The organism is Georgenia sp. Marseille-Q6866 (assembly GCF_965111665.1).
This window is the reverse complement of the sequence record NZ_CBCOOR010000001.1, coordinates 229,855-255,369: the sequence shown is the minus strand read 5'-3', so window position 1 is coordinate 255,369 and position 25,515 is coordinate 229,855. Positions and strand designations below refer to the sequence as shown.

Here is a 25,515-nt window from a genome sequence, read left to right as displayed (position 1 = left end):
ACGTCGCGAGACCCGCACCCCGGTGAGCGGGGTGCGGGCCTCCGTGCGTCCCACCCGGTCAGGGGGTGCGGCGCACGCCCAGGGTGTCGGTGCCGTTGCCGTCCCAGTCACCGACGAGGACCGCGTCACCGGCCCGGCCGTAGGTGAGGACCCGGTCGGCGTCCCCGCCCGTCAGGGAGTTCCTCACGTGGTACGTCGCCCCCCGGCGGACCGCGAAGGTGTCGCGGCCGTCGCCGTCCCAGTCGCCCGCCAGGGTCACGTCACCCGCGCGGCCGTAGGTGAGCACGACGTCGGCGTCGCCACCGGCGATGACGTTCCGCACGTGGTACCGCGCGCCGCGGCGGACGGCCAGCGTGTCGGCACCGTCGCCGTCCCAGTCGGCGACGACGACCTCGTCGCCCGCGCGGCCGTACCGGACCACGACGTCCGCCGGGCCCGACGCCATGGTGTCGCGGAGGTGGTACTCCGCCCCGCGACGCACCGCGAAGGTGTCGCGGCCGTCGCCGTCCCAGTCGCCGACGAGGACGGTGTCCCCGGGCCGGCCGTAGACGACGACGCGCTCGGCATCCCCGCCCCGGGCGGCGTTGTTGACGTAGAACCGGTTCCCGCGGCGCACCGTGAGGGTGTCGGTGCCGTCGCCGTCCCAGTCGCCCACGAGGACCTCGTCGGTGTGCCGGCCGTACTGGAAGGCGACGTCCGCGCGCCCGTCCCAGTTGTTGTTGAGGAAGAAGCCGTACCGCTGAGCGCCGGGCTGGGGCTCGGGCTCGGGCTCCGGCTCGGGGAGCACGGCGAGGGCGGCCATGGCCTGGCGCAGGACGGCGGCCTGCGCCGCGTCGTCGACGTCGGATCCGCTCACCTGGGCGACGACGAGCTCGAGCTGCTCGACGGCAAGGTCCAGCTCGCCGTCGTCGGCGTGCCGCAGGGCCTGTCCGGCCGCGGTGGTGAGGGCGCCGGCGAGCGCCTCGGGGATCCGGCCGTCCGTGGCGAGGTCGCCCACGAGGTAGGCGAGGTCGGAGTACCACGCCTGGTCGACGGCGACGTCGGCCGGCACGTACCCCTGCTCCACCGCGTGCTCGGTGGCGACGGCGACCTGCTCGGCGTACGCCTCGGGCGTGGGGTAGAGCTCGCCGAGCACGTCCTCGGCCAGCGGCGTCGAGCTGCCGTCGAGGAAGCAGAACCCGGGGCCGGAGTTGACGCCGCTGTTGACTCGCACGGGCACCTCCTGCGCGGCCAGGCGGATCCCGCCCTGCGAGAGGCCGAGCTCGTCACGGACGATCTCGCCCTCCTCGTCCAGCTCGATCGGCTCCGCGGTCGGCGGCTGGACGCCGTGGGCGACCCACGCGACGGTGTGGTCGTACACCGCGGCCTGCACCTGGTGCTGGGGCACCCGCGAGAGGGAGGGCAGGTCGCAGGTCTGCGGGAGGTCCGGGTGCCCGCCGGGCAGCGTGCCGATGTCGCGCAGGCGCAGCGGCCCGTAGTCGGTGATGAGCTTCCAGTCCCCGTGCGAGGCGCCGGCCACCTCCCAGGTCCGCAGCACGTCCGAGTCGGGCTGGCGCTCGGCCGCCCCGAGGAGGTTGATCGCGACGTCGCCCTCGGAGTTCAGCTTGAACAGCGGGGTGTCGAGGTCCGTGCGGACCTCTCCCCCGCCGCCGTGGAGGACGACCGCGTCGACGACGTCGGCGAGCGGGTGGATGCCGTTGTAGTAGGTGTGCAGGCGGCCGGCGGACTGCGAGTGGCCCGTGGCGATGACGTACTCCGGGTCGAGCGGTCCGAGCGGGTCGGTGCCGGCCGGGTCGCGCAGCGCCTTCACGGCCTGGCTGAAGACGTCGTAGGACAGGGAGTCGTCCTCGACGGTGCCGCCGTCGGTGAGGTCGAGCGTGCCGTAGCGCTCGGGGCTCCACGCCCTGAGCCCGGTGGCCGAGTGGACGCCGGCGCGCTGGGCGGAGACACCCACCCACGTGTAGCCCTCGCGCATGAGGTGCTCGTGCGTCTGGAACCAGTCGACCTCCTGGTCCCACTGGTTGGAGACGTTGAGCCACTCGGCGACGACGACGCCGTTGGAGTCGGCCTCCTCCGCCGGGCGGCGGACGACGAGGCGCGTGGTGTACGGGTGGCCGGTGCTGGTGACGACGGCGTCCGACAGCCCCTGCGTGGCGTAGCGGGTGGCCTCGCCGGAGATGAGGAACTCCTCCTCGACGTAGCCGGCGGCGTCCAGGTCGACGTCGGTGGCGAGGAAGGGGTAGCCGTGCGCGGGGTCCCCGACCTCGCTGGTCACGGCTACCGGCCCGGTGACGGTGGGCGCGGGGACGCTCTCGCCGGCGGCCGACGACTCGTGCCGCTCGGGCCCGGGTGGTGAGGCGGCGGCGGACGGCCCTAGCAGGGCGGGGATGGTGAGGGCGGATGCGGCGACGAGCGCCGTGAGTGTGCGCGCCATGGGTGCTCCCGGGATCGACGGTGGCCGGGTGGCCAGAGGCCTGAGTACGGACGCTCCAGAACCTAGGAGGGGCTTCTGGCGGTGTCAATGGTTCAGTTCCGGCCGAAAGGAGTACCGTCTGCCCATGGCCGATCTCCGGGACGCCACCTCGCGCGCCGTCACCGCCCTGCGCTCGTTCGGGCCGATGACCCGCGCGGAGCTCGCCCGGCGCACCGGGCTGCCGAAGTCGACCGTCTCGGGCGTCGTCGCCGCCCTCCTGACGGCGGGGACCATCCACGAGACCGGTCAGGCGACCCGGGCTCTGCCCGAGGGACGGCGCGCCGAACGAGGGCGCGGGCGGCCCGGGACGCTCCTCGCCCTCGACGCCGGGCGCGGTGAGGTCGTGGGGGTCGAGTTCGGCGCCTCCCACGTCCGGGCACGGGTGGTGGACGCCGGGCACGGCCACGGACCGGGCGCGGTGCGGCGCCTTCCGCTGGCGTACGGCGCGGGCGACGCCCTGGACGCGACGCTCGACCTCGTGCGCGAGCTCAGCGGCCGGGAGGAGGCCGCCCCGCTGCTCGGGGTGGGGCTCGCCCTGGCGCTGGGGCTCGGACCGGCGGCGACTCCGGCCCCGACCGGGCCGCAGGGCATGCGTCAGGGGTGGGAGGACCTCGACCTCCCGGCGGCGCTCGCCGAGGCCCTCCGGGTGCCGGTGGTGGCGGACAACGACGCGAACTGCGCGGCGCGCGGGGAGCTGCTGTGGGGTGCGGCCCGTCCCTACGACGACCTCGTCCTGCTCAAGCTGCACGCCGGCGTCGGCGGAGCCGTGGTCATCGACCGTCAGGTGCAGACCGGCCGCCGCGGGGGCGCCGGGGAGTTCGGGCACGTGCCGGTCGACCCGCGCGGACCGCTGTGCCGGTGCGGGGGCCGGGGGTGCCTGGAGGTCTACGCCGGGGTCCCCGCCGTGCTCGAGGCGCTGACGGTCCGGCACGGGGGTCGGCCGACCCCGCGCGAGGTGCTCGGGGCCGCGGCCGCCGGTGACCCGGCGTGCCTCCGGGCGTTGCGGGACGCCGGGGAGGCGACGGGGCAGGTGGCGGCCTGGCTGTGCAACGCGCTCAACCCGCAGGCGATCGTGCTGACCGGGGCCCTCGCCGGGGCCGGTGAGCTGCTCGCCGGCCCGGTGCGTGACTCGGTGGCGCGCACCGCGCTGCCGCTCAACGCCGACGTCGACGTGGTCGTGGGGACGCTGGGCCGCGACGCCGGCCCGCTGGGGGCCGCGGCGCTTGCCCTCGCCGCCCTGCCGGTCTGAGCCGCGGTCAGTCGTACAGGCCCTCCACCCACCACTGGCCCGACTCGAGGGCGAGGAGCTGGGCGACGCCGTCGGACAGGGCCACCTGGAGCCAGGCGCGCCGCCGGCCCTTGCCCCACCAGCGCTCCCACATCGGCCACGGCCCGGCCCAGCCGACCACCTCCCGGCTGCCGGCGTCGTCGACCACGCGCGCCGGCTCGCCGCTGAGCCGCACCCGTCCGTCCACCGACACCGGGGCGCCGGTGGCGTCGAGGACGACGACGGCGCGCCGCTCGTCCAGGAGGGTGGCCGGGGCGGGGTCGGGCAGCCGGCCGGGCCAGGGGGCGTCGGGGCGCAGGACGGGGACGGGATCGTCGCCCCAGGCGACCAGCCGCACCCGGGTGCGCGGGTCGCGCCCGCCCTGGAGGACGGGCACGAGCACGCCCTCGGCGCCGAGGAGGCCCTGGACGCGCAGCGCGGCCGCTCGGCCTGCACCTCCCGCGCCCGCGGCGCCCCAGGCCGTCGCTCACGACGCCGGCGGGGCTGATCTCCTGGGCGAGCAGCTCGAGGTGGACGAGGGCGCGCTGGGCGGGCGGGCGCTGCGGCCCGAGAGCCAGCCGTCCAGCTGCCAGCGCACGCGGTCGGTGAGGTCGGCGGGGCTGGGGGCGACGTCCAGGCGCCAGGTGCGGGCCAGCTCGGTGCCGTCCTCGGTGCGGGCGAGGACCTGGACGCGCCCGCACACGACGCCCCGGCGCTGCAGCCGTTCGGCGAGCTCCTCCGCCAGGGCGCGGGCGGCGAAGGCGGCGACGTCGGAGCGCGCGGCGGGCGGGTCGAGGTCGGTGCGCACGGTGACGTCCTGCTCCGGGCGGCGGGGCGCCGGCACGGAGACGTCCCCGCCGCGGGCGAGGCGGTGGGCGAGCAGGCCGAGGGTGCCGAAGCGGGCGGCGACGTCACCGGGGGCCAGGGCCGCGAGCGCCCCGAGGGTGTGCAGCCCGAGCCGGCGCAGGAGGTCGGTGAGCTCGCCCAGCTCGGCGCGCCGCTCCCGGGTGGTGGCGGCGAGCTCGAGGCGGCGCACGTCCTGCGGGGCGAGGAAGGCCGGTGCCTGCCCGGGCGGCACGACGATCCCGGCCCGGGCGGCGAGCAGGGCGGCGAGCAGGCCGTCGGCCACCCCGACCTGGCACTCGGCGCCGGTGTCCTCCGCGACCGCGCCGACGAGCAGCTCGGCCAGCGCGTCCTCTCCCCCGGCGTGACGGGCCGGCCCGCGGGCGGCCATGAGGAGCACACCGGGACGGGCGACCTCGACGCCCGCGACGACGTCCTCGACCGCCTGGACGAGCGGCTCGAAGGCACGGGCGTCACGGTTCTCGTCCGCGGCCAGCAGGACGAGCTCGGGGCACAGGCCCTGGGCGGTGCGCCGCCGCATGCCCTGCCGCACGCCCTCCGCGCGGGCGGCCGCCGAGCAGACGAGGACGCCGCGGGCGTCGTGGACGGCAACCGGCTCGTGGCTGCCGACGACGCCCTCGGCAACGGCGGCGGCCACCGGCCAGTCCGGCACCCACAGCACCGCCCGGCGCAGGGCCGACATCCCGGCCTGCGCCGGGTGCGCGGTGGGCGCCGTCATCAGGACACCGCCTGCAGGCGTGAGCGGGTGCCGGCCGCCACCACCTCGGGGGCCGGAGCCGCGACCTCGCGGCCGCCGTCGGCCACGACGTCCAGGCCCGTGGAGGTGAGGCGCACCCGCACCCGGCCGGCGACGCCGCTGCGGCCGCGGCCGTGGACGGTCATCTCCCCCGCCTCCACCCGGCCCCAGCCGCGCCCGAGCCCACCGGCGCGGACCTCCCCCGCCCGGAGGACGACGTCGGCGCCCGGCCAGTGCGCCGTGCTCAGCAGGACGGCCCGCGGGTGCGCAGCCGCGCGAGAGCAGCCGCCGGTCGCGCGCGCTCAGGGCGCGGCAGTCCCCGACGGCCAGGACGTCGACGCCGTCGACGAGGGCACCGACGACGGAGGCGGCCTCCGGCCCCGGCTTGGGCACGAGGAGGCTGCGGCCCAGGTGCAGCCCGGCGTCGGCCGCGGCCTGCAGCCCGATGTCCGGCAGCGCCGCGAGCGCGACCCAGCCCTCCCCCTGCGCGGCGGCCAGGAGGGTGAGGAGCAGGGAGGAGGAGCCGCCGACCTGGACGACGCTGCCCCGGCGCAGCCCGGCGGGCGGGAAGAAGCCGGCCAGGGCGGAGGGGACCGGCAGGTGGTCCGCGCCCGCGGTGGTGCGCGCCCCGGCTCGCGACGGGACGGGAGCGGGGGTGAGGTGCCCGTCGGGTCCCGGGGCGGTGCCGGGAGCCGGCACGGTGCCGGGAGCTGGCACGGCGTCGGGAGCCGGCACCGCGGGGAGGCGGGAGGCGACGGGACGGCGGGAGGCGGCGTCGTCGTCGTCGGCAAGAACCGCCAGCCGCGTCCGCAGGCCGGCCGCCGCCTCGGCCCGTTCCAGGGCCCGGCGCGCGGTCGCCATGCGCTCTGCCGGGGTCATCGCCACCTCCACAGTCTATCGAACAGTTGTTCGATGATGACAGGTGGGACTGACATCGTCGGCGTGCCCGTCGCGGCATCCCGCGGCCCCACGCCGTAGGTTGAGAGTGAACCCACACCAAGGAGGCCTCGATGGACCTGCAGCGCCCCGTTGCACCCGCACCCTACGACCTGCTCCCGCCCGTGCCGTCCTTCACCGTGACGAGCACCGACATCACCGACGGGCAGCCCCTCGACCGGACCTTCGCCGCCGACGGGGACAACGTCTCCCCCCAGCTCGCGTGGTCCGGCTTCCCCGAGGAGACGCAGAGCTTCCTCGTCACCTGCTTCGACCCCGACGCCCCGACGCCGGCCGGCTACTGGCACTGGACCGTCGTCGACCTGCCCGCCGACCTCACCGAGCTCGAGCAGGGCTGGGGCGAGAGCGACCTCATGCTCCCCGGCGCGGCCTACCACGTGCGCAACGACGGCGGCACCCACGACTACACCGGCGCGGCCCCGCCCGCCGGGGACCGTGCGCACCGCTACGTCTTCGCCGTCCACGCCCTCGACACCGACTCCCTCGAGCTCGACCCCGACGACAGCCCGACGAAGGTGTCCTTCACGGCGCTCTTCCACACCATCGCCCGGGCCGTCATCACCCCCACCTACCAGCGGTGAGCGAGCCGACGACGACGGCCGACGGCTCGGTCCGGTACGGCACCCTCACCTGGGTGCCGGCCCTCCAGCGCCCGGACCTGCTCGCCGAGCCCGTGCGCGCCGCCCTCGAGGCGCTGGAGCAGGCCGACCGGGTCCACGTCGCCGAGATCGACCCCGAGCTGGCCGACACCGCGGCGATGACCGAGGCCTACGAGCTGCCGCTGGAGGCCTCGGTCAACTGTGTCCTCGTCGCCGGCAAGCGGGCCGGTGAGGAGCGGGTGGCCGCCTGCGCCGTCCGCGCGACCACCCGGGCGGACGTCAACTCCACCGTCCGGCGCCTGCTCGACGTCCGCAAGGCCTCCTTCTGGCCGACCGACCGCGCCGTGGAGGCCTCGGGCATGGAGTACGGCGGCATCACGCCCGTCGGCCTGCCCGCCGAGTGGCGGCTGCTCGTGGACGCCGCGGTCGCCAGTGGGCCGGTGATCGTCGGCAGCGGCGTGCGCCGGTCCAAGCTGCTGCTGCCCGGCGAGGTGCTCCTCGCGCTGCCCGGCGCCGAGTCGGTCGAGGGGCTGGGCCTGGCCGCCGACTGACCGCCGGACGGGTGGGGGCGGTGCGCCCCATACGATCGTGAGCCGTGAGCACCGCCCCCTCCTCCGCCCGCCCCGCGCCGTCGCGCCTCCTGCGCAACGCCCGGGTCGCCACCGGTGCCCTGTTCTTCACGAACGGCGCGCTGTTCTCCAACCTGCTGCCGCGCTACCCGGCGATCAAGTCCGGGCTGGACCTCACGAACACCGAGTTCGGGCTCGTCGTCATCGCCTTCCCCGTGGGCGCGATCATCTCCGGCCTCGCGGCCGCGGCGGCGATCCGCCGCTTCGGGGCGGCGAACGTCGCCGTCATCGGGACCGTGCTCACGGCGGCCGGGCTCGTCGCCGTCGGGTGGGCGCCGGCGCTGTGGCTGATCGTCGCCGCCCTGTTCGTCGCGGGCTCGGCCGACTCGATCACCGACGTCGGGCAGAACAGCCACGGGATCGCCGTCCAGCGCGGCTACGGCCGCTCGATCATCAACTCCTTCCACGCGGTGTGGAGCGCCGGGGCGGTGACCGGCGGCCTCATGGGCACGGCGGCGGCCGCGAACGAGGTGCCGCTCGGCCTGCACCTCACCGTCTCGAGCGTCGTGTGGGTGCTCGTCGCGTTCGTCGCGCGGCGCTTCACGCTCCCGGCCGGGATGTCGGTGGGGCCGCCGCTCGTCGAGGAGCACCACGTCGCCGGCGGTCCGGCGGCCGCGTGGCTGCGCCGCCCACCGGTGTTCCTCGCCGCCCTCGTCCTCATCGCGATGAGCGGGACGATGGTCGAGGACGCCGGCAACACGTGGTCGGCGGTCTTCCTCACCCAGGAGCTCGACGCCGGCCCGGCCCTGGCAGGTCTGGCCTTTGTCGCGACGGTCGGTGCGCAGTTCGTGGGCCGGGTGCTCGGGGACCCGATGACCGACCGCCTCGGCCAACGGACCGTCGCCCGGTTCGGCGCCGTCCTCATCATCGCCGGGATGGGGCTGGTCGTCGTGGGGCCGACCGCCGTCGCCGTCATCGTCGGCTTCGCCCTGGCCGGCTTCGGCTCCGCCACGCTCGTGCCCGCGGCGATGAACGCGGCCGACGACATGCCGGGCATGCGCGCCGGGAACGCCCTCACCATCGTCTCCTGGCTCATGCGCGTGGCCTTCGTCGTCTCCCCGCCGCTCGTCGGGGCGATCGGTGACGCCGCCGGCCTGCGGGCTGGTCTCGCCGTCGTGCCGGTCCTCGCGGTCGGGACGCTGCTGCTGGCGGGGGTGCTGCGCGGACGGGAGCGCTGAGCCGCCGTCAGCCGCGCTCGCGGCGGGGCGTGCCCGCCCACGCGATCCCGGCGAGCCCGGCGATGAGCCCCCCGGTGATCGCCGCCGACTGGGCGGGACCGTCGAGGAGGAAGAGCGACGCGGCGATGACGGCGAGCACCCCGACGAGCACCCAGGACAACCGTCCACCCGCGGCCCTGCTGTGGTCCGTCACCTCGCCCACGATCCGCCCCGATCAGTCGACCCTCCGTGGGGCGTCAACGACGACGGCGTGTGGTCACGCTCCCCCTGCAGCCTTCCTACCGGCGCGGGCCCAGTGTGTCAACGACCACACCGCTGAGACTCAGGCGGGCGGGAGCCTGCGCTGGTCGTCGCCGTCCTGCTCGACGAGCGCGGTGAAGATCTGGGCGAAGAGCTCCTCGACGCGGGCCTCGATGGCGGCGGCGTCGGTGGTCTGGCCCTTGCGGTCGTGCAGGGCCATGAGCTCGATCGCGCCGTCGAGCTTGTCGGCCTGGGCGAGCCACCCCTCGGCGCGGGTGACGTCCTCGGGGCTCGACGCGGTGGCGAGGGCGCGCTGCGCCTGCCCGCGCAGGACGTCGACGGAGCGGCGCAGGCCCTCCGGGCGGGAGCGGGAGGCGCGGGCCTTGGTGAGGCCGTCGAGGATCCGCTGCGCCTGCTTGGCGAGCTCGGGGTTCTCACGCAGCATGGCGGCCCCCTTCTTCACCACGGGGTAGACCACCGGCCCGAACTTCGCCGCGGCCTTGAGGACCATCGTCACCTTGCCCATATGTCCCTGCTCCTTCCGTCTGTGCCGAGGCTATGTCCTCGGCACGGCCTCCCGCGCGCCGGTGGGAGGATGTCCCGGTGTTCCATGTCATCTTCCACGAGCCGAAGATCCCGCCGAACACCGGCAACGCCATCCGAATGGTCGCGTGCACCGGGGCGACGCTCCACCTCGTCGAGCCGCTCGGCTACGAGCTGACCGACGCGCACCTGCGCCGGGCGGGCCTGGACTATCACGACCTCGCCCGCGTGGTCGTGCACCCGGACATCGACGCCGCTCTGGCGGCTGTAGCGCCGGGCCGCGTGTACGCCTTCACCGGGCACGCGACAACCGGCTTCTCGGAGATCCGCTACGAACCCGGTGATGCCCTGCTCTTCGGGACCGAGACGACCGGCCTGCCCGCCGAGCTGCTCGCCGACCCGCGCGTCACGGAGCGGGTACGCATCCCGATGGTGCCCGGCGTGCGGTCGATGAACCTGTCGAACTCCGCGGCCATCGGCGTCTACGAGGCGTGGCGCCAGCAGGGGTACGCCGGAGCGTGAGAAGGCGTTGCCCGCGCCGGGGGCGTGTGTTGTGATGCACACGCCCGAGCGCCGCGCGCTCACGCCAGCACCGACGGAGGACGCACGACGATGACCGCGACCAGCACCGACGAGACGCAGACCCCCTCGGCCGCCCTCCGTGCCCGCCAGCGCCCGCTCAAGGACGCCTACAAGGAGGACCCGGCCGGCGCGCTCGTCACGAGCACCGCGACGGCCCGGGTCGACCAAGGTGCGCTGACGGCGACCGTCCCGACGTGGGCGGGGGACGTCGTCGCCGGCCTTCACCCGGCCACCGGCGGTGACGGCAGCCAGGCGTGCTCGGCGGACATCGTCCTCCAGGCCCTCGTCGCGTGCGCCGGCGTCACCCTCTCCTCGGTCGCGACGGCGATGGGCGTGGAGCTGCGCTCTGCCTCGGTCACGGCCAACGGCACGTGGGACGCCCGGGGCACCCTCGGGGTCGACCGCGAGGCGCCGGTGGGGCTCAGCTCCGTGGAGGTGCTCGTAGACGTCGACACGGACGCCGACGACGCCACCGTCGCCAAGCTGCTCGAGCTCACCGAGCGGTACTGCGTCGTCGCGCGCACGCTCACCGCTCCCCCGCCGGTCACCGTCCGCCGTGCCTGACGGCCGGCGCTACTCCAGGTCGAAGCGGTCGCGCGCCGCCTCGATCTCCTCCTCGTGCGCGGCCGACCACGCGAGCAGCGCGTCCACCGGCTCGCGCACGGTCTTGCCCAGCGGCGTCATCGCGTACTCGACGGCGACGGGCCGGGTGGCGAGCACCGTGCGGCTGACGAGCCCGTTGCGCTCCAGGCGGCGCAGCGTGCCGGTGAGCGACTTCTGGGTCACGCCCGGGATGGCGCGCCGGAGGTCGTTGAAGCGGCAGGGCCCCTCGCAGAGCTCGCTGAGGACGTGCAGGCTCCACCGGTCGAGCACCTGACCGACGAGCTCGCGGTGGGAGGCGCTGACCTGCGCGGACAGTGACGCGGTATCGCTCATGAAACCTGGTCTCGTTGAGGTGCTCGCCGGGCGGCCGGTAGGAAGGGGACCGCCCCCTTCCGGCACACCCTAGAGGAGTCCCCATGACCGTCCACCGCCTCAGCCCCGCGGGCCTCGCGCGCGACACCCCGTACCACCACGTCGCCGTCGCCACCGGTACTCGGCACGTCCACATCGCCGGCCAGGTGGGCCAGGACGCGGCCGGTGTCCTCGCCGACGGCCTCGCCGGCCAGACGGCTCAGGCCCTTCGGAACGTCGCCGTCGGGCTGAGCGCCGGCGGGGCGACCTTCGACGACGTCGTGCGGCTCACCGTCTACGTCACGGACTGGGAGGTGGAACGGATCGCGGACTTCATGGCGGGCGTGGAGGCGGTGGCCGAGGAGGTCGGGCTGTCGCTGCCGATGCCGGCGGCCTCGCTCATCGGGGTGAGTGCGCTGTACACCCCCGAGATCCTCGTGGAGGTCGAGGCGACCGCCGTCGTCGACTGACGGCGCTCAGCCGACCACGTCGATGAATGCGAAGGGCTCCCGCGCGCACTGCATCGTCGGGTCTGTCTCGCAGACCGTCTCGGCGCCGGTGAGGTCGACGGACACCTCGGCCCCGCCCGGCGGGACGTCGTCCGGGAGTCGCAGGGTGCCGACTGCCCCACCGTCCACGCCGGGCTCGAGGACGCCGAGGGTCGCCGTGTACGGCCCGTCGGCCGAGCCCTGGGCGTTCCGGTCGGACGTCAGCCGGATCTCGTAACGTGCGCGGTCCGGCAGGCTCTGCTCACAGCCGTCGACGGCGGCGGCTCCTGCCACCTCGACGCGCAGCTCGTCGCCGGGCCCGGCGGCAGCCGGGGCGAGCTGCGGCTCGGCCGGCCCGCAGTACGCCGTCGTCGGTCCGGTATCGACGCAGCCCGCCAGCCCGGCTGCGGCGAGCAGCAGGGCGGCCGCCGTCGGCCGGGTCCGTGTGGGCACCTCGCCACGGTAGCGGTCCCGGCGCCGGGCGGGGCGCGGTCGGCTACCGCGTCGCGTAGAAGACGACGGCGGCCGAGGCGGCGACGTTGAGGGAGTCGACTCCTGCGGCCATCGGGATACGGACGACGCGGTCAGCCATCTGGAGGACCCGCGGAGCCAGGCCGTGGCCCTCGGGGCCGAAGACGAAGGCGGAGCGTTCGTGGCCCTCGGTCACGTACTCGTCGAGGCTGATGGAGTCGTCGCTCAGCGCCAGGGCAGCCACGGTGTAGCCCAGGCGTTGGGCCTCATCGATGGCGTCGGGCCAGGACTCCAGGCGGGTCCACGGCACCTGGAAGACCGTGCCCATCGAGACGCGGACCGAGCGGCGGTAGAGCGGGTCGGCGGAGGTGGGCGTCATGAGGACGGCGTCCACCCCGAGGGCGGCGGCGCTGCGGAAGGCGGCGCCGAGGTTGGTGTGGTCGACCATGCCGTCGAAGATCGCCACCCGGCGTGCTCCCGCGACGACCTCCTCGACATCGCGCAGCGGCGGGCGGTGCATGGCCGCCAGCGCACCGCGGTGGAGGTGGAAGCCGGTGATCGCCTCGAGCACCGGCTCCTCGGCGACGAACACGGGCACGTCCGCTCCGCCGTCGTCGGCGCCGCAGGCCCCGGTGATGACGGGCGCCATGGTGTTCAGCCACTTTTCCGCCATGAGGAAGGAGCGGGGCCGGTGACCTGCCCGGATCGCTCGCGTGATGACGTTCGTGCTCTCGGCCATGTACAGGCCGCGCTCGGTCTCCAGGCGCCGGCGCAGCGCGAGGTCGGTGAGGCCGGTGTAGTCGAGGAGGCGGTCGTCGGTGGGGTCGGTGATGCGGATGAGCGGCACGGGACCATTCTGCCGCGAGAAATTCAGCTGTCGGCGCGAGGGGTGGGTGCGGGGGTGGGCGGGGTCCTGTCCCGCTACTCCTCCGCCGCAAGTGCCGGGGCGGCGAACTGGCTGCGGTAGAGGCGGGCGTAGGCGCCGTCGGCGTCGAGGAGCTCCTCGTGGGTGCCCTGCTCGACGATGTCGCCGTGCTCCATGACGAGGATGACGTCGGCGTCGCGGATCGTGCTCAGCCGGTGGGCGATGACAAAGGACGTGCGCCCGCTTCGCAGCCGGCTCATCGCCTGCTGGACGAGCATCTCCGTGCGGGTGTCGACAGAGCTCGTCGCCTCGTCGAGGATGAGGAGCTGCGGCTCGGCGAGGAAGGCGCGCGCGATGGTGATGAGCTGCTTCTCGCCGGCGGAGACGCCGCCGCCCTCCTCGTCGATGACGGTGTCGTAGCCGTCCGGCAGGCTCTGGACGAAGCGGTCGACGCTCGCCGCCTCGGCGGCCCGGTGCACGTCCTCCTCGGTGGCGCCGTCGCGGCCGAAGGCGATGTTCTCCGCGATCGTGCCCTCGAAGAGCCACGTGTCCTGGAGGACCATGCCGATCGGCTCGCGCAGGTCGTGGCGGGTCATCTCGCGGGTGTCGACGCCGTCGATGAGGATGCGCCCGGAGTCGATCTCGTAGAAGCGCATGAGGAGGTTGACCAGGGTGGTCTTGCCCGCCCCGGTGGGCCCGACGACGGCGACCGTCTGCCCGGGCTGCACGTCGAGGTCGAGGTGGGTGATGAGCGGGCGCTCGGGGTCGTAGCTGAAGGCGACGTCCTGCAGACGCACCGCGCCGCGCACCTGCGCGGGCCGCTTGCCCGGCTCGGGGTCGGGCGACTGCTCGGCGGCGTCCATGATGTCGAAGATCCGCTCCGCGGAGGCCACCCCGGACTGGACGAGGTTGGCCATCGAGGCGAGCTGGGCCAGCGGCTGGGTGAACTGCCGCGAGTACTGGATGAAGGCCTGCACCGAGCCGAGGCTGAGGTCGCCCGAGGCGACCCGCAGGCCACCGACGACGGCCACGAGCACGTAGTTGAGGTTCCCGACGAACCCCATGACCGGCATGATCATCCCGGAGATGAACTGGGAGCGGAAGCTCGCGCGGAAGAGCCGCTCGTTGTCCTCGTCGAAGCCCTCCCGCACGCCGTCCTGGGCGTTGAAGGCGGTGACGAGCTCGTGGCCGGTGAAGGCCTCCTCCACCTTGCCGCCGAGGTCCCCGGTGGACTTCCACTGCGCGACGAAGTGCGGCTGGGCGCGCTTGGCGATCGTCGCCGTCGCCCACGCCGACACCGGCACGGTGACGAGGGCGATGAGGGCGAGCTGCCAGGACAGGACGAACATCATGACGAGCACCCCGACGACCGTGACGAGCGAGGTGACGACCTGGGAGAGGGTCTGCTGGAGGGTCTGGGAGACGTTGTCGATGTCGTTGGTGACGCGGGACAGGACGTCACCGCGCGCCCGCGAGTCGAGCTCACGCAGGGGCAGGCGGTCGATCTTGGCCTGGACGTCGCGGCGCAGCTGAAAGGCGGTGCGCTGGACGATCCCCGCGAGCATCCGCCCCTGGATCCAGAGGAACACCGCCGAGCCGACGTAGACGGCGAGGACGAGCAGCGCCATGCGGCCGAGCGCGTCGAAGTCGATGCCCTGCCCGGGCACGACGTTCTCCATGCCGCCGACCATCTGGGCGACCTGGTCCTGCCCGGAGGCACGCAGGGCCGCCACGGCCTGGTCGAGGGTGGAGCCCGCCGGGAGCATCCGGCCGACGACACCGTTGAACACGATGTCGGTGGCCCGCCCGAGCAGGGTGGGGCCGAGCACCTGCAGCCCGACCGCGACGACAGCGAGGACGAGCACGACGACCAGCCGCACCCGCTCCGGCGCCATCGCGCGCAGCAGCCGCCTCAGCGAGGCGCCGAAGTTGGCCGACTTCTCGCCGGGGGGCACCCCGGCGCCGGGACCCGGACGGTGGTGGCTCATGCCGCCTCCTGCGCGCTCAGCTGGGACAGCACGATCTCCTGGTAGGTGGGGTTGTCCTCCATGAGGCCGGCGTGGGTGCCGCGGCCCACCACCCGGCCGTCGTCGAGGACGACGATCTCGTCGGCGTCGCGGATGGTCGCCACCCGTTGGGCGACGATGAGGACGGCGGCGCCCGCGGTGGCCGCCGGCAGCCCGGCCCGCAGGCGGGCGTCGGTGGCGTAGTCGAGCGCCGAGAAGGAGTCGTCGAAGACGTAGAGGTCCGCCGGCTTGAGGAGCGCTCGGGCGATCGCCAGGCGCTGGCGCTGCCCACCAGAGAAGTTCGACCCGCCCTGCTCCACCCGGGCGTCCAGGCCCAGCCCGGTGACGAACTCACTGGCCTGGGCCGCCTCGAGGGCCGCCCACAGCTCCTCGTCGGTGGCCTCGGGCCGCGCGAAGCGGAGCGTGGAGGCGATGGTGCCGGAGAAGAGGTAGGCCCGCTGCGGCACGACGGAGACGCGCGCCCGCAGCTCGGCGGGGTCGAGCTCGCGCACGTCCACTCCCCCGGCGCGCACGACGCCGCCGGTGGCGTCGACGAGCCGCGGCAGCAGGTTGACGAGCGTGGACTTGCCCGAGCCGGTGGAGCCGACGACCGCCGTCGTGCGTCCCGGTTCCAGGCGCAGGGAGACGTCGTGGAGCACGGGGGCGGCGGCGCCCGCGTAGCCGAAGCTCACGCCGTCGAGCTCGATGACGGCGCGCCCGGCGGGCAGCCGGCGCGGCCGCGACGGGGCGACGATCGCGGGCTCGGTGCCGAGGACCGCCTCGATGCGGTCCGCAGACACCGCGGCGCGCGGGACCATCATGAACATCATCGAGGCCATGAGGACCGACATGAGGATCTGCATGAGGTAGTTGAGGAAGGCGACGAGCGAGCCGACCTCCATGGCCCCGGAGTCGATGCGCCCGGCGCCGAACCACACGACCGCCACCGACGAGGCGTTGATGACCACCTGCACGGCGGGGAACATCAGCGCCATGAGGTAGCCGACCGTCAGGCTCGTGCCCATGAGCTCGCTGTTCGCGCGTGCGAAGCGCTGCCGCTCGCTGGGCTGGCGGTTGAAGGCACGGATGACCCGCACGCCGGAGATCTGCTCGCGCATGACGAGGTTGATCCGGTCGATGCGGCCCTGGATGAGCTTGAACAGCGGGCCCATGCGCAGCGCGATGACGACGATGAGCCCGAGCAGCACCGGGACGACGACGAGCAGCAGCGCCGAGAGCCCGACGTCCTGGCGCAGCGCCATCACCACGCCGCCGACCATCATGATCGGCGCCATGACGATGACGGTGAAGGTCATGAGCGTGACCATCTGGACCTGCTGGACGTCGTTCGTCGAGCGGGTGATGAGCGAGGGGGCGCCGAAGCGACCGGCCTCGGCCACCGAGAAGCGCTGCACCCGGGTGAAGACGGCGCGGCGCAGGTCGCGGCCCACGCTCGTCGCGGCGCGCGCACCGAGGTAGACCGCGCTGATCGCGCAGGCGACCTGGACGGCGCTGATGAGGAGCATGAGGGCGCCCACCCGCATGATGTAGCCGGTGTCCCCCACGACGACGCCGTTGTCGATGATGTCGGCGTTGAGGCTGGGCAGCGACAGCGCGGCAAGCGTCTGGACGAACTGGAGCAGCACGACCACCGTGACGTCGCGGCGGTACGGGCGCAGGTGGCGCCGCAGCAGGGTGAGGAGCATGTCAGCCTTTCACTTCGCCGCCGGTGGGTCGGCTCCGAGAAGGGTAAGACGCGCCTATGACATCCCCCGACCGATTTCGCTCAGGGCAGGCCCGGACGGCGACGCGGCGCGGCTCGGCCGGCCCGTCTTGGGTCGTACTTTCACCTCCTGCGTGACCGCCGGAAAGGGCGCCCCATGACGGAGAAGTGCGACCCAAGCGCAGGGGGTGGGCGCGTGCGGGTGGGCGGGCCGGAGGGAGGGCTGGCACGACGACGACGGCGCACCGCCCGCGAGGGGTGGTGCGCCGCCGTCGTCGCTGGCTACTGCTGGGGCCAGTCGGGGTCCTGCTCCGGCTGCGCCGTGGTGGGCGGGCCGGCCGTGGGGCCGGGCTGGTTCGCGCTCGGCGGCGGCGGCTGGCGGTGCGAGCCCGGCGCTGGCGGCGGGGGCGTGGGCGCGCCCGCTGGCGGGGCGAAGCGCGTCTGGTCGGCGGCGCGGCGGCCGCCGCCTCGCGGCTCGTCCTCCGCCGGCCGCTGGCCGCGCTCGGCGGAGTCGGAGAAGGGCCGGCCGGAGCGCTCCCCGGCGGCGTTCGCCTCCGAGGTGGCCTGCTGCGCCTCGCTGCGGGCCTGGGCCAGCGCCTCGTCCGGGTCCTGGAGGCTCGCGGCGGCCAGGCCGGCCGCCATGGAGCTGCCGTGGGGCCCGAAGTCGACCTCGGGGGTCGGGCCGGAGTCGTCGTCGTCGGGACCGCCCACCGGCCCACCGCCACCGAAGCCCTTGGAGATGGCGCCCAGCGCCGCGGTGAACTCGGTGGGGATGACGAAGAACTTGCTCGACTCCTTGTTCGCCAGCTCCGGCAGCATCTGCAGGTACTGGTAGGCGAGGAGCTTGGAGTCGGGCTTGCCGCGGTGGATGGCGTCGAAGACCTGGAGGATCGCGCGCGACTCACCCTGCGCCCGGAGGATCGCGGACTGCGCCTGGCCCTCGGCCCGCAGGATCGAGGACTGCTTCTCGCCCTCGGCGGTGAGGATCTGGGACTGCTTGACGCCCTCGGCGGTGAGGATGGCGGCGCGGCGGTCCCGCTCGGCGCGCATCTGCTGCTCCATCGCGCCCTGGATGCTCTGCGGCGGGTCGATCGACTTGAGCTCGACCCGGTTGACGCGGATGCCCCAGCGGCCGGTCGCCTCGTCGAGCACCCCGCGCAGCTGGCCGTTGATCTGGTCGCGGCTGGTGAGCGTCTGCTCAAGGTCCATCGAGCCGATGACGTTGCGCAGCGTCGTCACCGTCAGCTGCTCGATACCGGTGATGTAGTTGGCGATCTCGTAGGTCGCGGCCTTGGGGTCGGTGACCTGGAAGTAGATGACGGTGTCGATCGACACGACGAGGTTGTCGGACGTGATGACCGGCTGCGGCGGGAAGGAGACCACCTGCTCGCGCAGGTCGACGCCGGCGCGGACGCGGTCGACGAAGGGGATGAGGAAGTGCAGGCCCGCGTACATCACGGTGTTGAACTTGCCCAGCCGCTCGACGATGAGCGCCACGGCCTGCGGCACGATCCGCACCGCCCGCCAGATCGCGATGATGACGAAGAGGGCGAGCAGGACGAGCACGACGGTGAGCACGAGGCCCCCGGTGTTGTCGTTCACATGGCTCCTTCGGGGTAGGTGACGGGCAGGGGCGCGACGACGGCGGTCGCCCCGTCGATCCGGACCACCTGGACGGTGGTCCCGGTGGGCAGCAGGCTGCCGGGCTCGGCGGCGCGGGCGGTCCACACCTCTCCGGCGAGCTTGACGCGCCCGGCCCGGTCGGTGACGTCGACGAGGACCTCGGCGCTGCGGCCCACGTGCGCCGCGACGTTGGTCAGCGTGTCAGGGGTGGAGCGCTTGAGGTAGCCCAGCGCCCACGGGCGCACGACGACCAGGAACACCACGGAGACGACGGCGAAGGTGAGGATCTGGGCCCACAGCGGCGCCCCGAGCATCGCGACACCACCGGCCGCCAGCGCACCGCCGGCGAACATGAGGAAGATGAGGTCGACGGTGAGCATCTCGACCACACCGAGGACGAGTGCTCCGCCCAACCACCACAACCACGCCATCGTCGTCCCTCCTCCGCCCGATCCTAGCGACCGCGTCCGGCCGCGCGGGCGCTCCAGCGCCCGCGGTGCCGCTCGACCTCGAGGTCGAGGCCGAAGGCGCGCGACAGGTGCTGGGGGGTCAGGACCTCCTCCAGCGGGCCGGCCGCCTCGACGCGCCCCTCGCGCAGGAGCAGCCCGTGGGTGAAGCCCTCGGGAATCTCCTCGACGTGGTGGGTGACGAGGACGATGACGGGCGAGCGGTGGTCGCCGGCGATCTCGGCGAGGGCGGCCATGAGCTCCTCACGGCCGCCGAGGTCCAGGCCCGCGGCCGGCTCGTCGAGGAGGAGCAGCTCGGGGTCGGTCATGAGCGCGCGGGCGATCTGGACGCGCTTGCGCTCCCCCTCGCTGAGGGTGCCGAAGTTCCGGTCGGTGAGCTGCTCGACCCCGAAGGCGGCGAGCAGGTCCCGGGCGCGGCCGGTGTCGTAGTCGTCGTAGGACTCGCGCCAGCGGCCGGTGACGCCGTAGGAGGCGGTGAGCACGACGTCGAGGACGCGCTCGCCACCGGGGATGCGGTCGGCGAGGGCGGCCGAGGCCAGCCCGATCCGGGTGCGCAGCTCGGAGGTGTCGACCGCGCCGAGCCGCTCCCCGAGGACACGCACGGTGCCCTCGCTGGGGAAGAGGCGACCGGCGGCCATCTGGAGCACGGTCGTCTTGCCGGCGCCGTTGGGGCCGAGCACCACCCAGCGCTCGCCGTCGTTCACCGACCAGCCCACGCCGTCGAGGATCGTCTTCGACCCGCGTCGCAGGGTCACGTCGGCAAGCTCCAGCACATCGCTCATGGACCGACCTTATCCGTCACCAGGCCCGCGAGCCGTCTACGGTGGGGGCGTGCCCGAACTCGTTCTCCCTCATGCCGTGCTCGGGGCGCTGTGGCTCCCGTCCGTCGTCGCCGCCGGTCCGTCCGGGAGCGGCGAGGGGAGCGACGTCGTCGATGCCGCCCTGCGTGCCGTCGCCGGGGACGAGACGCACGTCGTCCTCCGTCCCGACGGCGAGGTCCGCTCGCTGCGTCAGATGACCGGACGTCTCGTGGGCGAGGAGCTGACGGACGTCGGCGCCGTGCTCCCCGCGCCCGGGCACGTCGCCGGGCTGCCGGGGGTGGCGCTCCTCGACGCCGTCGACGCCGGCCAGTGCCTCCTCATCCGCTCCGAGGGCGGCTCGTGGGCCGTCGTGCCGCAGGTCGAGTCCTTCGGCAGCGAGCTCGAGCCCGGCACCCTCGTGCGCTGGGTGCTCCACCCCTTCCCCTTCGCCGAGCGTCCCGTCCCCACGCTGCTCGGGCTGACCGGCTCGCTGCGGCAGGCCCGCCAGGAGATCGTCCGGGCGCTCGTGACGGCCGGGGACGCGCTCGAGCAGCTCGACCTCGCCGGCTGGCGGCCGGACGTCGCCCGCGAGGCGGCGCACCTCCTGCGTGAGGACGTCTCCAGCGACCTCCTGCCCCCGGGCCTGGAGCCCGTGCGGGTGGAGGTGCTCACGCGCGCGGCGCGGCTGCTCGCCGTCGTCCAGCTCGCGCTCGAGGACGACGGCGGTGCGGTCGTGGCCCGGCAGGGTGCGGCGCGCGCGGAGGTGCTGCGCGAGCTCGAGCACACCGCCCGCCGGGCGCTGGCCGCCGCGAGCGTCAGCCACGTCTCCGGCGGTGTCGCCCGCGCCCGCTGAGGCCGGCCCCGTCAGGAGCCGGCGAGGACCTGCTCGTAGAACGCCATCGTGCGGTCGGCGATCGACTCCCAGGAGAAGTGCTCCTCGGCGCGGCGACGCCCGGCGGCGCCCATCTCGGCGGCACGGGTCTCGTCGGTGACGACGGCGGTGAGCGCGGCGGCGAGGTCGGCCTCGAAGCGCGCGGGGTCCACCGGCGTGCCGGTCCCGTCGGTGACCTGGTCGATTGGGACGAGGGTGCCGGTGACGCCGTCGTCGACGACCTCGGGGATCCCGCCGGTGGCCGAGCCGACGACGGGCAGGCCCACGGCCATCGCCTCGAGGTTGACGATGCCGAGCGGCTCATAGACCGAGGGGCACACGAAGACGGTGCAGGCCGTGAGCACGGCGATGAGGTCGGCACGCGAGAGCATCTGCTCGATCCACACCACGCCCCCGCGGGTGGCCTTGAGCTCCTCGACGCCGGCCTGGACCTCGGCCATGAGCGCCGGGGTGTCCGGGGCGCCGGCGCACAGGACGAGCTGGACGTCCTCGGGCAGCGCCCGGGCCGCGCGCAGCAGGTGCGGCAGGCCCTTCTGCCGCGTGATGCGCCCGACGAAGACGACGGCGGGGCGCGTCGGGTCGATGCCGTGCGAGCGGGCCACCTGCTCGGCGCGCTCGGACTCCGCCCCGGTGGGTCGCTGCCAGCCGGCGAGGTCGATGCCGTTGTGGATGACGGTGACCTTGTCCGGGTCGACGGTGGGGTAGCTGCGCAGGATGTCCTCGCGCATGCCGCCGCTCACCGCGACGACGCCCGCGGCGCCCTCGTAGGCGGTGCGCTCGGCCCAGGAGGACAGCGCGTACCCGCCACCGAGCTGCTCGGCCTTCCACGGCCGCAGCGGCTCCAGGGAGTGCGCGGACAGCACGTGGGGGACGTCGTGGAGCAGCCCGCCGAGGTGGCCCGCGAGGTTCGCGTACCAGGTGTGGGAGTGGACGATGTCGGTGCCGCGGACGGCGTCGGCCATCGCGAGGTCGACGCCGAAGGTCTGCAGGGCGGCGTTCGTGCCCGCGAGCTCCGCGACGGCGGAGTAGCCGCGCACGCCCCCCTCCCCCTCCCGGGGGCCGTCGAAGCAGTGGACCCGGACGTCCGCGCGGCTGCGCAGCACCCGGGCCAGCTCGGCGACGTGGACGCCCGCACCGCCGTACACGTGGGGCGGGTACTCCCTGGTAAGCATGTCGACGCGCATGCTGGACCCTCCTCCGGGACCGACGATTAGCCTGCAGGACCATCTAAGCAGCCCTAGAGTCAGCCACATGTCACCTCGGCGCACCCATCAACCCAGAGTCCTCGCCATCGTGCTCGCCGGCGGCGAGGGAAAACGGCTCATGCCGCTCACCGAGGAGCGCGCCAAGCCGGCCGTCCCCTTCGGTGGGATCTACCGGCTCATCGACTTCGCCCTGTCGAACATCGTCAACTCCGGCTACCTGCGCGTCGTCGTCCTCACGCAGTACAAGTCCCACAGCCTGGACCGCCACATCGCCAAGACGTGGCGCCTGTCGACGCACCTGGGCAACTACGTCGCGCCCGTCCCCGCACAGCAGCGGATCGGCAAGCACTGGTTCCTCGGCAGCGCGGACGCCATCTACCAGTCGCTCAACCTCATCGACGACGAGCAGCCCGACATCGTCGTCATCGTCGGCGCGGACAACATCTACCGCATGGACTTCTCCCAGATGGTCGACCAGCACATCGACTCCGGTGCCGCGATGACCGTCGCGGGGATCCGGCAGCCGATCTCGCTGGCCGACCAGCTCGGCGTCATCGACGTGGACCCCGCCGACCCCAAGCGCATCCGCGCGTTCCTCGAGAAGCCGGCGAAGGCGCAGGGCCTGCCCGACGCCCCCGACGAGGTGCTCGCCTCCATGGGCAACTACGTCCTGTCGACCGACGCGCTCATCGAGGCGCTGCGGGTGGACGCCGAGGACCCGGACTCCAAGCACGACATGGGCGGCAGCCTCGTGCCGTGGTTCGTCGACCGCGGCCAGGCCGGCGTCTACGACTTCAAGGACAACGAGGTGCCCGGCGCCTCGGACCGCGACCGCGGCTACTGGCGCGACGTCGGCACGATCGACGCCTACTACGACTCCCACCAGGACCTCATCTCGGTCTCCCCGGTCTTCAACCTCTACAACCAGGAGTGGCCGCTGTTCACCGGCATGCCGAGCATGCCGCCGGCGAAGTTCGTCTACGGGCACCGGGAGCGGCTGGGGCACGCGCTCGACTCGCTCGTGTCCCCCGGCGTCATCGTCTCCGGCGGTGAGGTCGTGGGCTCGGTCATCTCCCCGAACACGAAGATCAACTCGTGGTCCTCGGTCCGGGACTCGGTGATCTTCGACAACGTCGACATCGGCCGCAACGCCGTCGTCGAGCGGGCGATCATCGACAAGAACGTCCGCATCGCCGACGGCGCGCACGTGGGCGTGGACCTCGAGCACGACATGGAGCGCGGCTTCGTCGTCACCGAGTCCGGCATCACGGTGGTCCCGAAGGGCGCCACGGTCCGCCGCTGACCCCGCGCCGCCCATCCTCGGCCGCTTGCGTCGCCCTTTCCGATCATCGGACGCCGACCGTATGACTCCGCCCCCGTCCCGGCGCCCGCGGATGAGCGGAAGGGGCGACCCGTCGCCGGGCCCCCGTAACCGGGCCCGGTGATCCGCATCGGCCTCGTCTCCGCCCGCCCGGTCCCGCCCGCGCTCGTCGAGCACGCGCGCGAGCTGCTCTCCGCCGTCGCCGACGACGTCGCCACCTCCGACTCGTCCCGGCCGGGCTGGTCCGGGGTGTCCGTGGCGGGCGTGGCGCGTCCCGGCGCGGCGGCGGACGTCCACGTCGCCCTCACGGCCGAGCTCCGCGGCCCGGCGACGGCGCTGGGGGTGGACGTCGCGGTGACCGCCGGTCCGCTCGCCGCCGACGGCGTGGGCCTGCTCGTCATGGACGTCGACTCCACCCTCATCACCGCGGAGGTCATCGAGCTGCTCGCCGAGCACGCCGGCACCCGCGAGCAGGTGGCCGAGGTGACCGAGCGTGCGATGCGCGGGGAGCTCGACTTCGCCGCCAGCCTGCGCGAGCGGGTCGCGACCCTGGCCGGGCTGGACACCGGCGTGGTGGACGCGGTGCGCGACGCCGTCGAGCTGTCCGCCGGTGCCCGCGAGCTCGTCGCCGCGGTGCACGAGCGCGGCGGGAAGGTCGCCCTCGTGTCGGGCGGCTTCCTCGAGGTGGTGGGGCCCATCGCCGAGGAGCTGGGCATCGACCACCTCACCGCCAACCGGCTCGGGGTGGAGGACGGGCGGCTCACCGGCCGCACGACCGGGCCGGTCGTCGACCGCGCCGCCAAGGAGCGCCACCTGCGAGCGTGGGCTGCCGAGGACGGCGTCCCACTCGAGCGGGTGGTGGCCGTGGGCGACGGCGCCAACGACCTCGACATGCTCGGCGCCGCCGGGCTGGGCGTGGCCTACTGCGCCAAGCCGGTGGTCCAGGAGCAGGCCCGCGCCGCCGTCACCTTCCCGCGCCTGGACGCGGTGCTGGGCCTGCTCTGCGGCTGAGCCGGGCCGCCCGCGCCCTCAGGGCGTGCGCCTCCGCAGCGTGACGGCGCCGAGCACGAGGACACCGCCGATGACCCCGACGAGGACCCCGACCTCCAGCCACAGGTCGGGGCGCGGCCTGGTGGAGATCTCGTTCATCGCGTCGACGGCGTAGGACAGCGGCAGGAAGTTCGACACGTACTCCAGCGCGCGCGGCAGCTCGCCGCGGGGCACGAGCAGCCCGCACAGGAGGAACTGCGGCAGGATGAGCGCCGGCATGAACTGCACCGCTTGGAACTCCGTGTGCGCGAAGGCCGAGACGAACAGGCCGAGCGCGACGCCGAGCACCGCGCCCAGCACCGCGAGGCCGATGAGGCCCCACCACGGCCCGGCGACCTCCAGGCCGAGCGGCCCGAGCGCCAGCCCGGTGGTGACGAGCCCCTGGACGACGGCGACGAGCCCGAAGGCCAGCGCGTAGCCGAGGATGAGGGACAGCTTGCCCGTCGGCAGCGTGAGCAGGCGCTCCAAGGTGCCCGAGCGCCGCTCGCGCAGCGTCGTCACCGAGGTGATGAGGAACATGATGATGACGGGGAACAGGGCGAGCAGCGCCGGCCCGATGCGCTGGAAGACCGGCCCTCCGTCGTAGACCCACCACAGCAGGGAGATGAGGACGCCGGGGACGACGACGATCATCGCGATGGTCCGCGGGTCGTGCCGCAGCTGCTGCAGCACCCGGACGGCGGTGGCCGTCACGGCCCGGCCTCCCCGGTGACGAGGGCGAGGAAGGCACCCTCCGCCGTCGTACGTCCCGTGCGCTCGAGGAGCGCCTGCGGGGTGGCCTGGGCGAGGACGCGGCCGGAGCGCAGCAGGACGAGCTCGTCGCAGCGGGTGGCCTCGTCCATGACGTGCGAGGAGACGAGGAGCGTGGTCCCTCCGGCGAGGCGGCGGAACATCGTCCACAGCGACGCGCGCAGCACCGGGTCGAGCCCGACGGTCGGCTCGTCCAGGACGAGGAGCTCGGGACGCCCGAGCAGCGCGGCACCGAGCGACACCCGGGACGTCTCGCCGCCGGACAGGGTGCGGACCAGCTGGTCGCGGCGCCGTGCGAGGTCGACGTCGTCGAGCACCTCCTCGACGCGGTCACGCCCGACACCGAGGATGCGGGCGAAGTACCGAAGGTTCTCGGCGACGGTGAGGTCCTCGTACACGCTGGGCGACTGGGACACGTACCCCACCCGGCGGCGCAGCCCCCGGCTCCCGGCGGGCTCCCCGAGCACCTGCACCGTCCCACGGTGGACGAGCTGGACCCCGAGGATCGCCCGCAGCAGGGTGGTCTTGCCCGACCCGGACGGACCGAGCAGCCCGGTCACCCGCCCCGGTGCCACCCGCAGGTCGACGCCGTCGAGCGCCGTCGTCGACCCACGCCGTACGTGCAGGCCGTCGGTGCGGACCGCCGGACGCACTTTGTCCACCTCACCTGCGCCTGCCACGCTGGCCATGGGCCCACCGTAGCGAGGCGGCCCGCGCACGGACAGGGACCGCCCGTGCAGCCGGAGGAGCGGACCGGCCGTCGAGCCGCGTCGCCGGCTCGATCCGAAGTGCGCGACACGCGCGCGACACGCCGGGACAGTGACGATCAGGC

At 74.2% G+C, this 25,515-nt stretch carries 26 protein-coding genes; 10 read left to right on the top strand and 16 right to left on the bottom strand.

From position 1 onward, the window contains the following. Nucleotides 1-58: 58 nt before the first annotated feature. Nucleotides 59-2,434, bottom strand: coding sequence for an alpha/beta hydrolase domain-containing protein (locus tag ACWPXV_RS01235; RefSeq protein WP_454083509.1), 2,376 nt, complete (start codon nucleotides 2,432-2,434; stop codon nucleotides 59-61). 124 nt (nucleotides 2,435-2,558) lie between these two features. Here ACWPXV_RS01235 and ACWPXV_RS01230 point away from each other — a divergent pair, with 124 nt between their 5' ends. After that, complete coding sequence (locus tag ACWPXV_RS01230) at nucleotides 2,559-3,722, top strand: ROK family protein (RefSeq protein ID WP_454083508.1); 1,164 nt, start codon at nucleotides 2,559-2,561, stop codon at nucleotides 3,720-3,722. Nucleotides 3,723-3,729: 7 nt separating this feature from the next. Here ACWPXV_RS01230 and ACWPXV_RS01225 read toward each other — a convergent pair whose 3' ends face one another. After that, the gene (locus tag ACWPXV_RS01225; protein ID WP_454083507.1) at nucleotides 3,730-4,137 is read right to left on the bottom strand and encodes a hypothetical protein; all 408 of its coding nucleotides are present in this window, start codon (nucleotides 4,135-4,137) and stop codon (nucleotides 3,730-3,732) included. Nucleotides 4,138-4,227: 90 nt separating this feature from the next. Beyond that, the gene (locus ACWPXV_RS01220; RefSeq protein ID WP_454083506.1) at nucleotides 4,228-6,219 is read right to left on the bottom strand and encodes a Y-family DNA polymerase; all 1,992 of its coding nucleotides are present in this window, start codon (nucleotides 6,217-6,219) and stop codon (nucleotides 4,228-4,230) included. 131 nt (nucleotides 6,220-6,350) lie between these two features. Between ACWPXV_RS01220 and ACWPXV_RS01215 the strand changes: the two genes are divergently transcribed. From ACWPXV_RS01215 to ACWPXV_RS01205, 3 genes are read left to right on the top strand one after another with little or no spacing between them, the layout of a single operon-like run. Then, nucleotides 6,351-6,878: a YbhB/YbcL family Raf kinase inhibitor-like protein gene (locus ACWPXV_RS01215; protein WP_454083505.1), complete on the top strand. Its 528-nt coding sequence runs from the start codon at nucleotides 6,351-6,353 to the stop codon at nucleotides 6,876-6,878. Further along, nucleotides 6,875-7,447: a YbaK/EbsC family protein gene (locus ACWPXV_RS01210; RefSeq protein WP_454083504.1), complete on the top strand. Its 573-nt coding sequence runs from the start codon at nucleotides 6,875-6,877 to the stop codon at nucleotides 7,445-7,447. The genes ACWPXV_RS01215 and ACWPXV_RS01210 overlap by 4 nt, the downstream gene beginning before the upstream one ends. Before the next feature lie 44 nt (nucleotides 7,448-7,491). After that, complete coding sequence (locus ACWPXV_RS01205; RefSeq protein WP_454083503.1) at nucleotides 7,492-8,703, top strand: MFS transporter; 1,212 nt, start codon at nucleotides 7,492-7,494, stop codon at nucleotides 8,701-8,703. Nucleotides 8,704-8,710: 7 nt separating this feature from the next. Here ACWPXV_RS01205 and ACWPXV_RS01200 read toward each other — a convergent pair whose 3' ends face one another. Next, nucleotides 8,711-8,896, bottom strand: coding sequence for a hypothetical protein (locus ACWPXV_RS01200; protein WP_454083502.1), 186 nt, complete (start codon nucleotides 8,894-8,896; stop codon nucleotides 8,711-8,713). 129 nt (nucleotides 8,897-9,025) lie between these two features. Next, nucleotides 9,026-9,469, bottom strand: a complete 444-nt coding sequence (locus ACWPXV_RS01195) for a hypothetical protein (protein WP_454083501.1) — start codon at nucleotides 9,467-9,469, stop codon at nucleotides 9,026-9,028. A gap of 77 nt (nucleotides 9,470-9,546) precedes the next feature. On the opposite strand from ACWPXV_RS01195, the gene ACWPXV_RS01190 reads away from it, so the two are divergent. Then, entirely contained in the window at nucleotides 9,547-10,008 is a 462-nt protein-coding gene (locus tag ACWPXV_RS01190) for a tRNA (cytidine(34)-2'-O)-methyltransferase (RefSeq protein ID WP_454083500.1), read from the top strand. A 90-nt stretch (nucleotides 10,009-10,098) separates the two neighbouring features. Beyond that, nucleotides 10,099-10,632, top strand: a complete 534-nt coding sequence (locus tag ACWPXV_RS01185) for an OsmC family protein (RefSeq protein WP_454083499.1) — start codon at nucleotides 10,099-10,101, stop codon at nucleotides 10,630-10,632. 9 nt (nucleotides 10,633-10,641) lie between these two features. Here the strand turns inward: ACWPXV_RS01185 and ACWPXV_RS01180 are convergent, their stop codons facing one another. Beyond that, entirely contained in the window at nucleotides 10,642-11,004 is a 363-nt protein-coding gene (locus tag ACWPXV_RS01180; protein ID WP_454083498.1) for a winged helix-turn-helix transcriptional regulator, read from the bottom strand. An 83-nt stretch (nucleotides 11,005-11,087) separates the two neighbouring features. Between ACWPXV_RS01180 and ACWPXV_RS01175 the strand changes: the two genes are divergently transcribed. Next, nucleotides 11,088-11,492 (top strand): RidA family protein, encoded by a 405-nt coding sequence (locus tag ACWPXV_RS01175; RefSeq protein ID WP_454083497.1) that lies wholly within the window; start codon nucleotides 11,088-11,090, stop codon nucleotides 11,490-11,492. 6 nt (nucleotides 11,493-11,498) lie between these two features. Here ACWPXV_RS01175 and ACWPXV_RS01170 read toward each other — a convergent pair whose 3' ends face one another. From ACWPXV_RS01170 to ACWPXV_RS01140, 7 genes are all read right to left on the bottom strand, one after another. Next, the gene (locus ACWPXV_RS01170) at nucleotides 11,499-11,963 is read right to left on the bottom strand and encodes a hypothetical protein (protein ID WP_454083496.1); all 465 of its coding nucleotides are present in this window, start codon (nucleotides 11,961-11,963) and stop codon (nucleotides 11,499-11,501) included. Nucleotides 11,964-12,006: 43 nt separating this feature from the next. Further along, nucleotides 12,007-12,828, bottom strand: a complete 822-nt coding sequence (locus tag ACWPXV_RS01165) for a TrmH family RNA methyltransferase (RefSeq protein WP_454083495.1) — start codon at nucleotides 12,826-12,828, stop codon at nucleotides 12,007-12,009. Nucleotides 12,829-12,902: 74 nt separating this feature from the next. After that, nucleotides 12,903-14,834, bottom strand: coding sequence for an ABC transporter ATP-binding protein (locus ACWPXV_RS01160; RefSeq protein ID WP_454083494.1), 1,932 nt, complete (start codon nucleotides 14,832-14,834; stop codon nucleotides 12,903-12,905). Next, nucleotides 14,831-16,558 carry an ABC transporter ATP-binding protein gene (locus ACWPXV_RS01155; RefSeq protein ID WP_454083493.1) on the bottom strand — a complete coding sequence of 576 codons (1,728 nt, stop codon included), beginning with the start codon at nucleotides 16,556-16,558 and terminating at the stop codon, nucleotides 14,831-14,833. The genes ACWPXV_RS01160 and ACWPXV_RS01155 overlap by 4 nt, the downstream gene beginning before the upstream one ends. A 299-nt stretch (nucleotides 16,559-16,857) precedes the next feature. Next, nucleotides 16,858-18,177, bottom strand: a complete 1,320-nt coding sequence (locus tag ACWPXV_RS01150; protein WP_454083492.1) for an SPFH domain-containing protein — start codon at nucleotides 18,175-18,177, stop codon at nucleotides 16,858-16,860. After that, nucleotides 18,174-18,629: an NfeD family protein gene (locus tag ACWPXV_RS01145; RefSeq protein ID WP_454083491.1), complete on the bottom strand. Its 456-nt coding sequence runs from the start codon at nucleotides 18,627-18,629 to the stop codon at nucleotides 18,174-18,176. Before ACWPXV_RS01145 ends, ACWPXV_RS01150 begins: the two co-directional genes overlap by 4 nt. A 23-nt stretch (nucleotides 18,630-18,652) precedes the next feature. Next, entirely contained in the window at nucleotides 18,653-19,447 is a 795-nt protein-coding gene (locus ACWPXV_RS01140) for an ABC transporter ATP-binding protein (protein ID WP_454083490.1), read from the bottom strand. Between the two features lie 49 nt (nucleotides 19,448-19,496). Between ACWPXV_RS01140 and ACWPXV_RS01135 the strand changes: the two genes are divergently transcribed. Next, nucleotides 19,497-20,318: a hypothetical protein gene (locus tag ACWPXV_RS01135; protein WP_251839382.1), complete on the top strand. Its 822-nt coding sequence runs from the start codon at nucleotides 19,497-19,499 to the stop codon at nucleotides 20,316-20,318. An 11-nt stretch (nucleotides 20,319-20,329) separates the two neighbouring features. Here ACWPXV_RS01135 and glgA read toward each other — a convergent pair whose 3' ends face one another. Then, nucleotides 20,330-21,541, bottom strand: coding sequence for a glycogen synthase (gene glgA / locus ACWPXV_RS01130; protein WP_454083489.1), 1,212 nt, complete (start codon nucleotides 21,539-21,541; stop codon nucleotides 20,330-20,332). Between the two features lie 67 nt (nucleotides 21,542-21,608). On the opposite strand from glgA, the gene glgC reads away from it, so the two are divergent. Together glgC and serB are read left to right on the top strand one after the other, a co-directional pair. Continuing rightward, nucleotides 21,609-22,865 (top strand): glucose-1-phosphate adenylyltransferase, encoded by a 1,257-nt coding sequence (gene glgC / locus ACWPXV_RS01125; protein WP_286010969.1) that lies wholly within the window; start codon nucleotides 21,609-21,611, stop codon nucleotides 22,863-22,865. 138 nt (nucleotides 22,866-23,003) lie between these two features. After that, nucleotides 23,004-23,894: a phosphoserine phosphatase SerB gene (gene serB / locus ACWPXV_RS01120; RefSeq protein WP_454083488.1), complete on the top strand. Its 891-nt coding sequence runs from the start codon at nucleotides 23,004-23,006 to the stop codon at nucleotides 23,892-23,894. Nucleotides 23,895-23,912: 18 nt separating this feature from the next. On the opposite strand, the gene ACWPXV_RS01115 is transcribed toward serB, so the two are convergent. Then, nucleotides 23,913-24,626: an ABC transporter permease gene (locus ACWPXV_RS01115; protein WP_454083487.1), complete on the bottom strand. Its 714-nt coding sequence runs from the start codon at nucleotides 24,624-24,626 to the stop codon at nucleotides 23,913-23,915. Next, nucleotides 24,623-25,372 carry an ABC transporter ATP-binding protein gene (locus tag ACWPXV_RS01110; RefSeq protein ID WP_454083486.1) on the bottom strand — a complete coding sequence of 250 codons (750 nt, stop codon included), beginning with the start codon at nucleotides 25,370-25,372 and terminating at the stop codon, nucleotides 24,623-24,625. The genes ACWPXV_RS01115 and ACWPXV_RS01110 overlap by 4 nt, the downstream gene beginning before the upstream one ends. Between the last annotated feature and the right edge of the window lie 143 nt (nucleotides 25,373-25,515).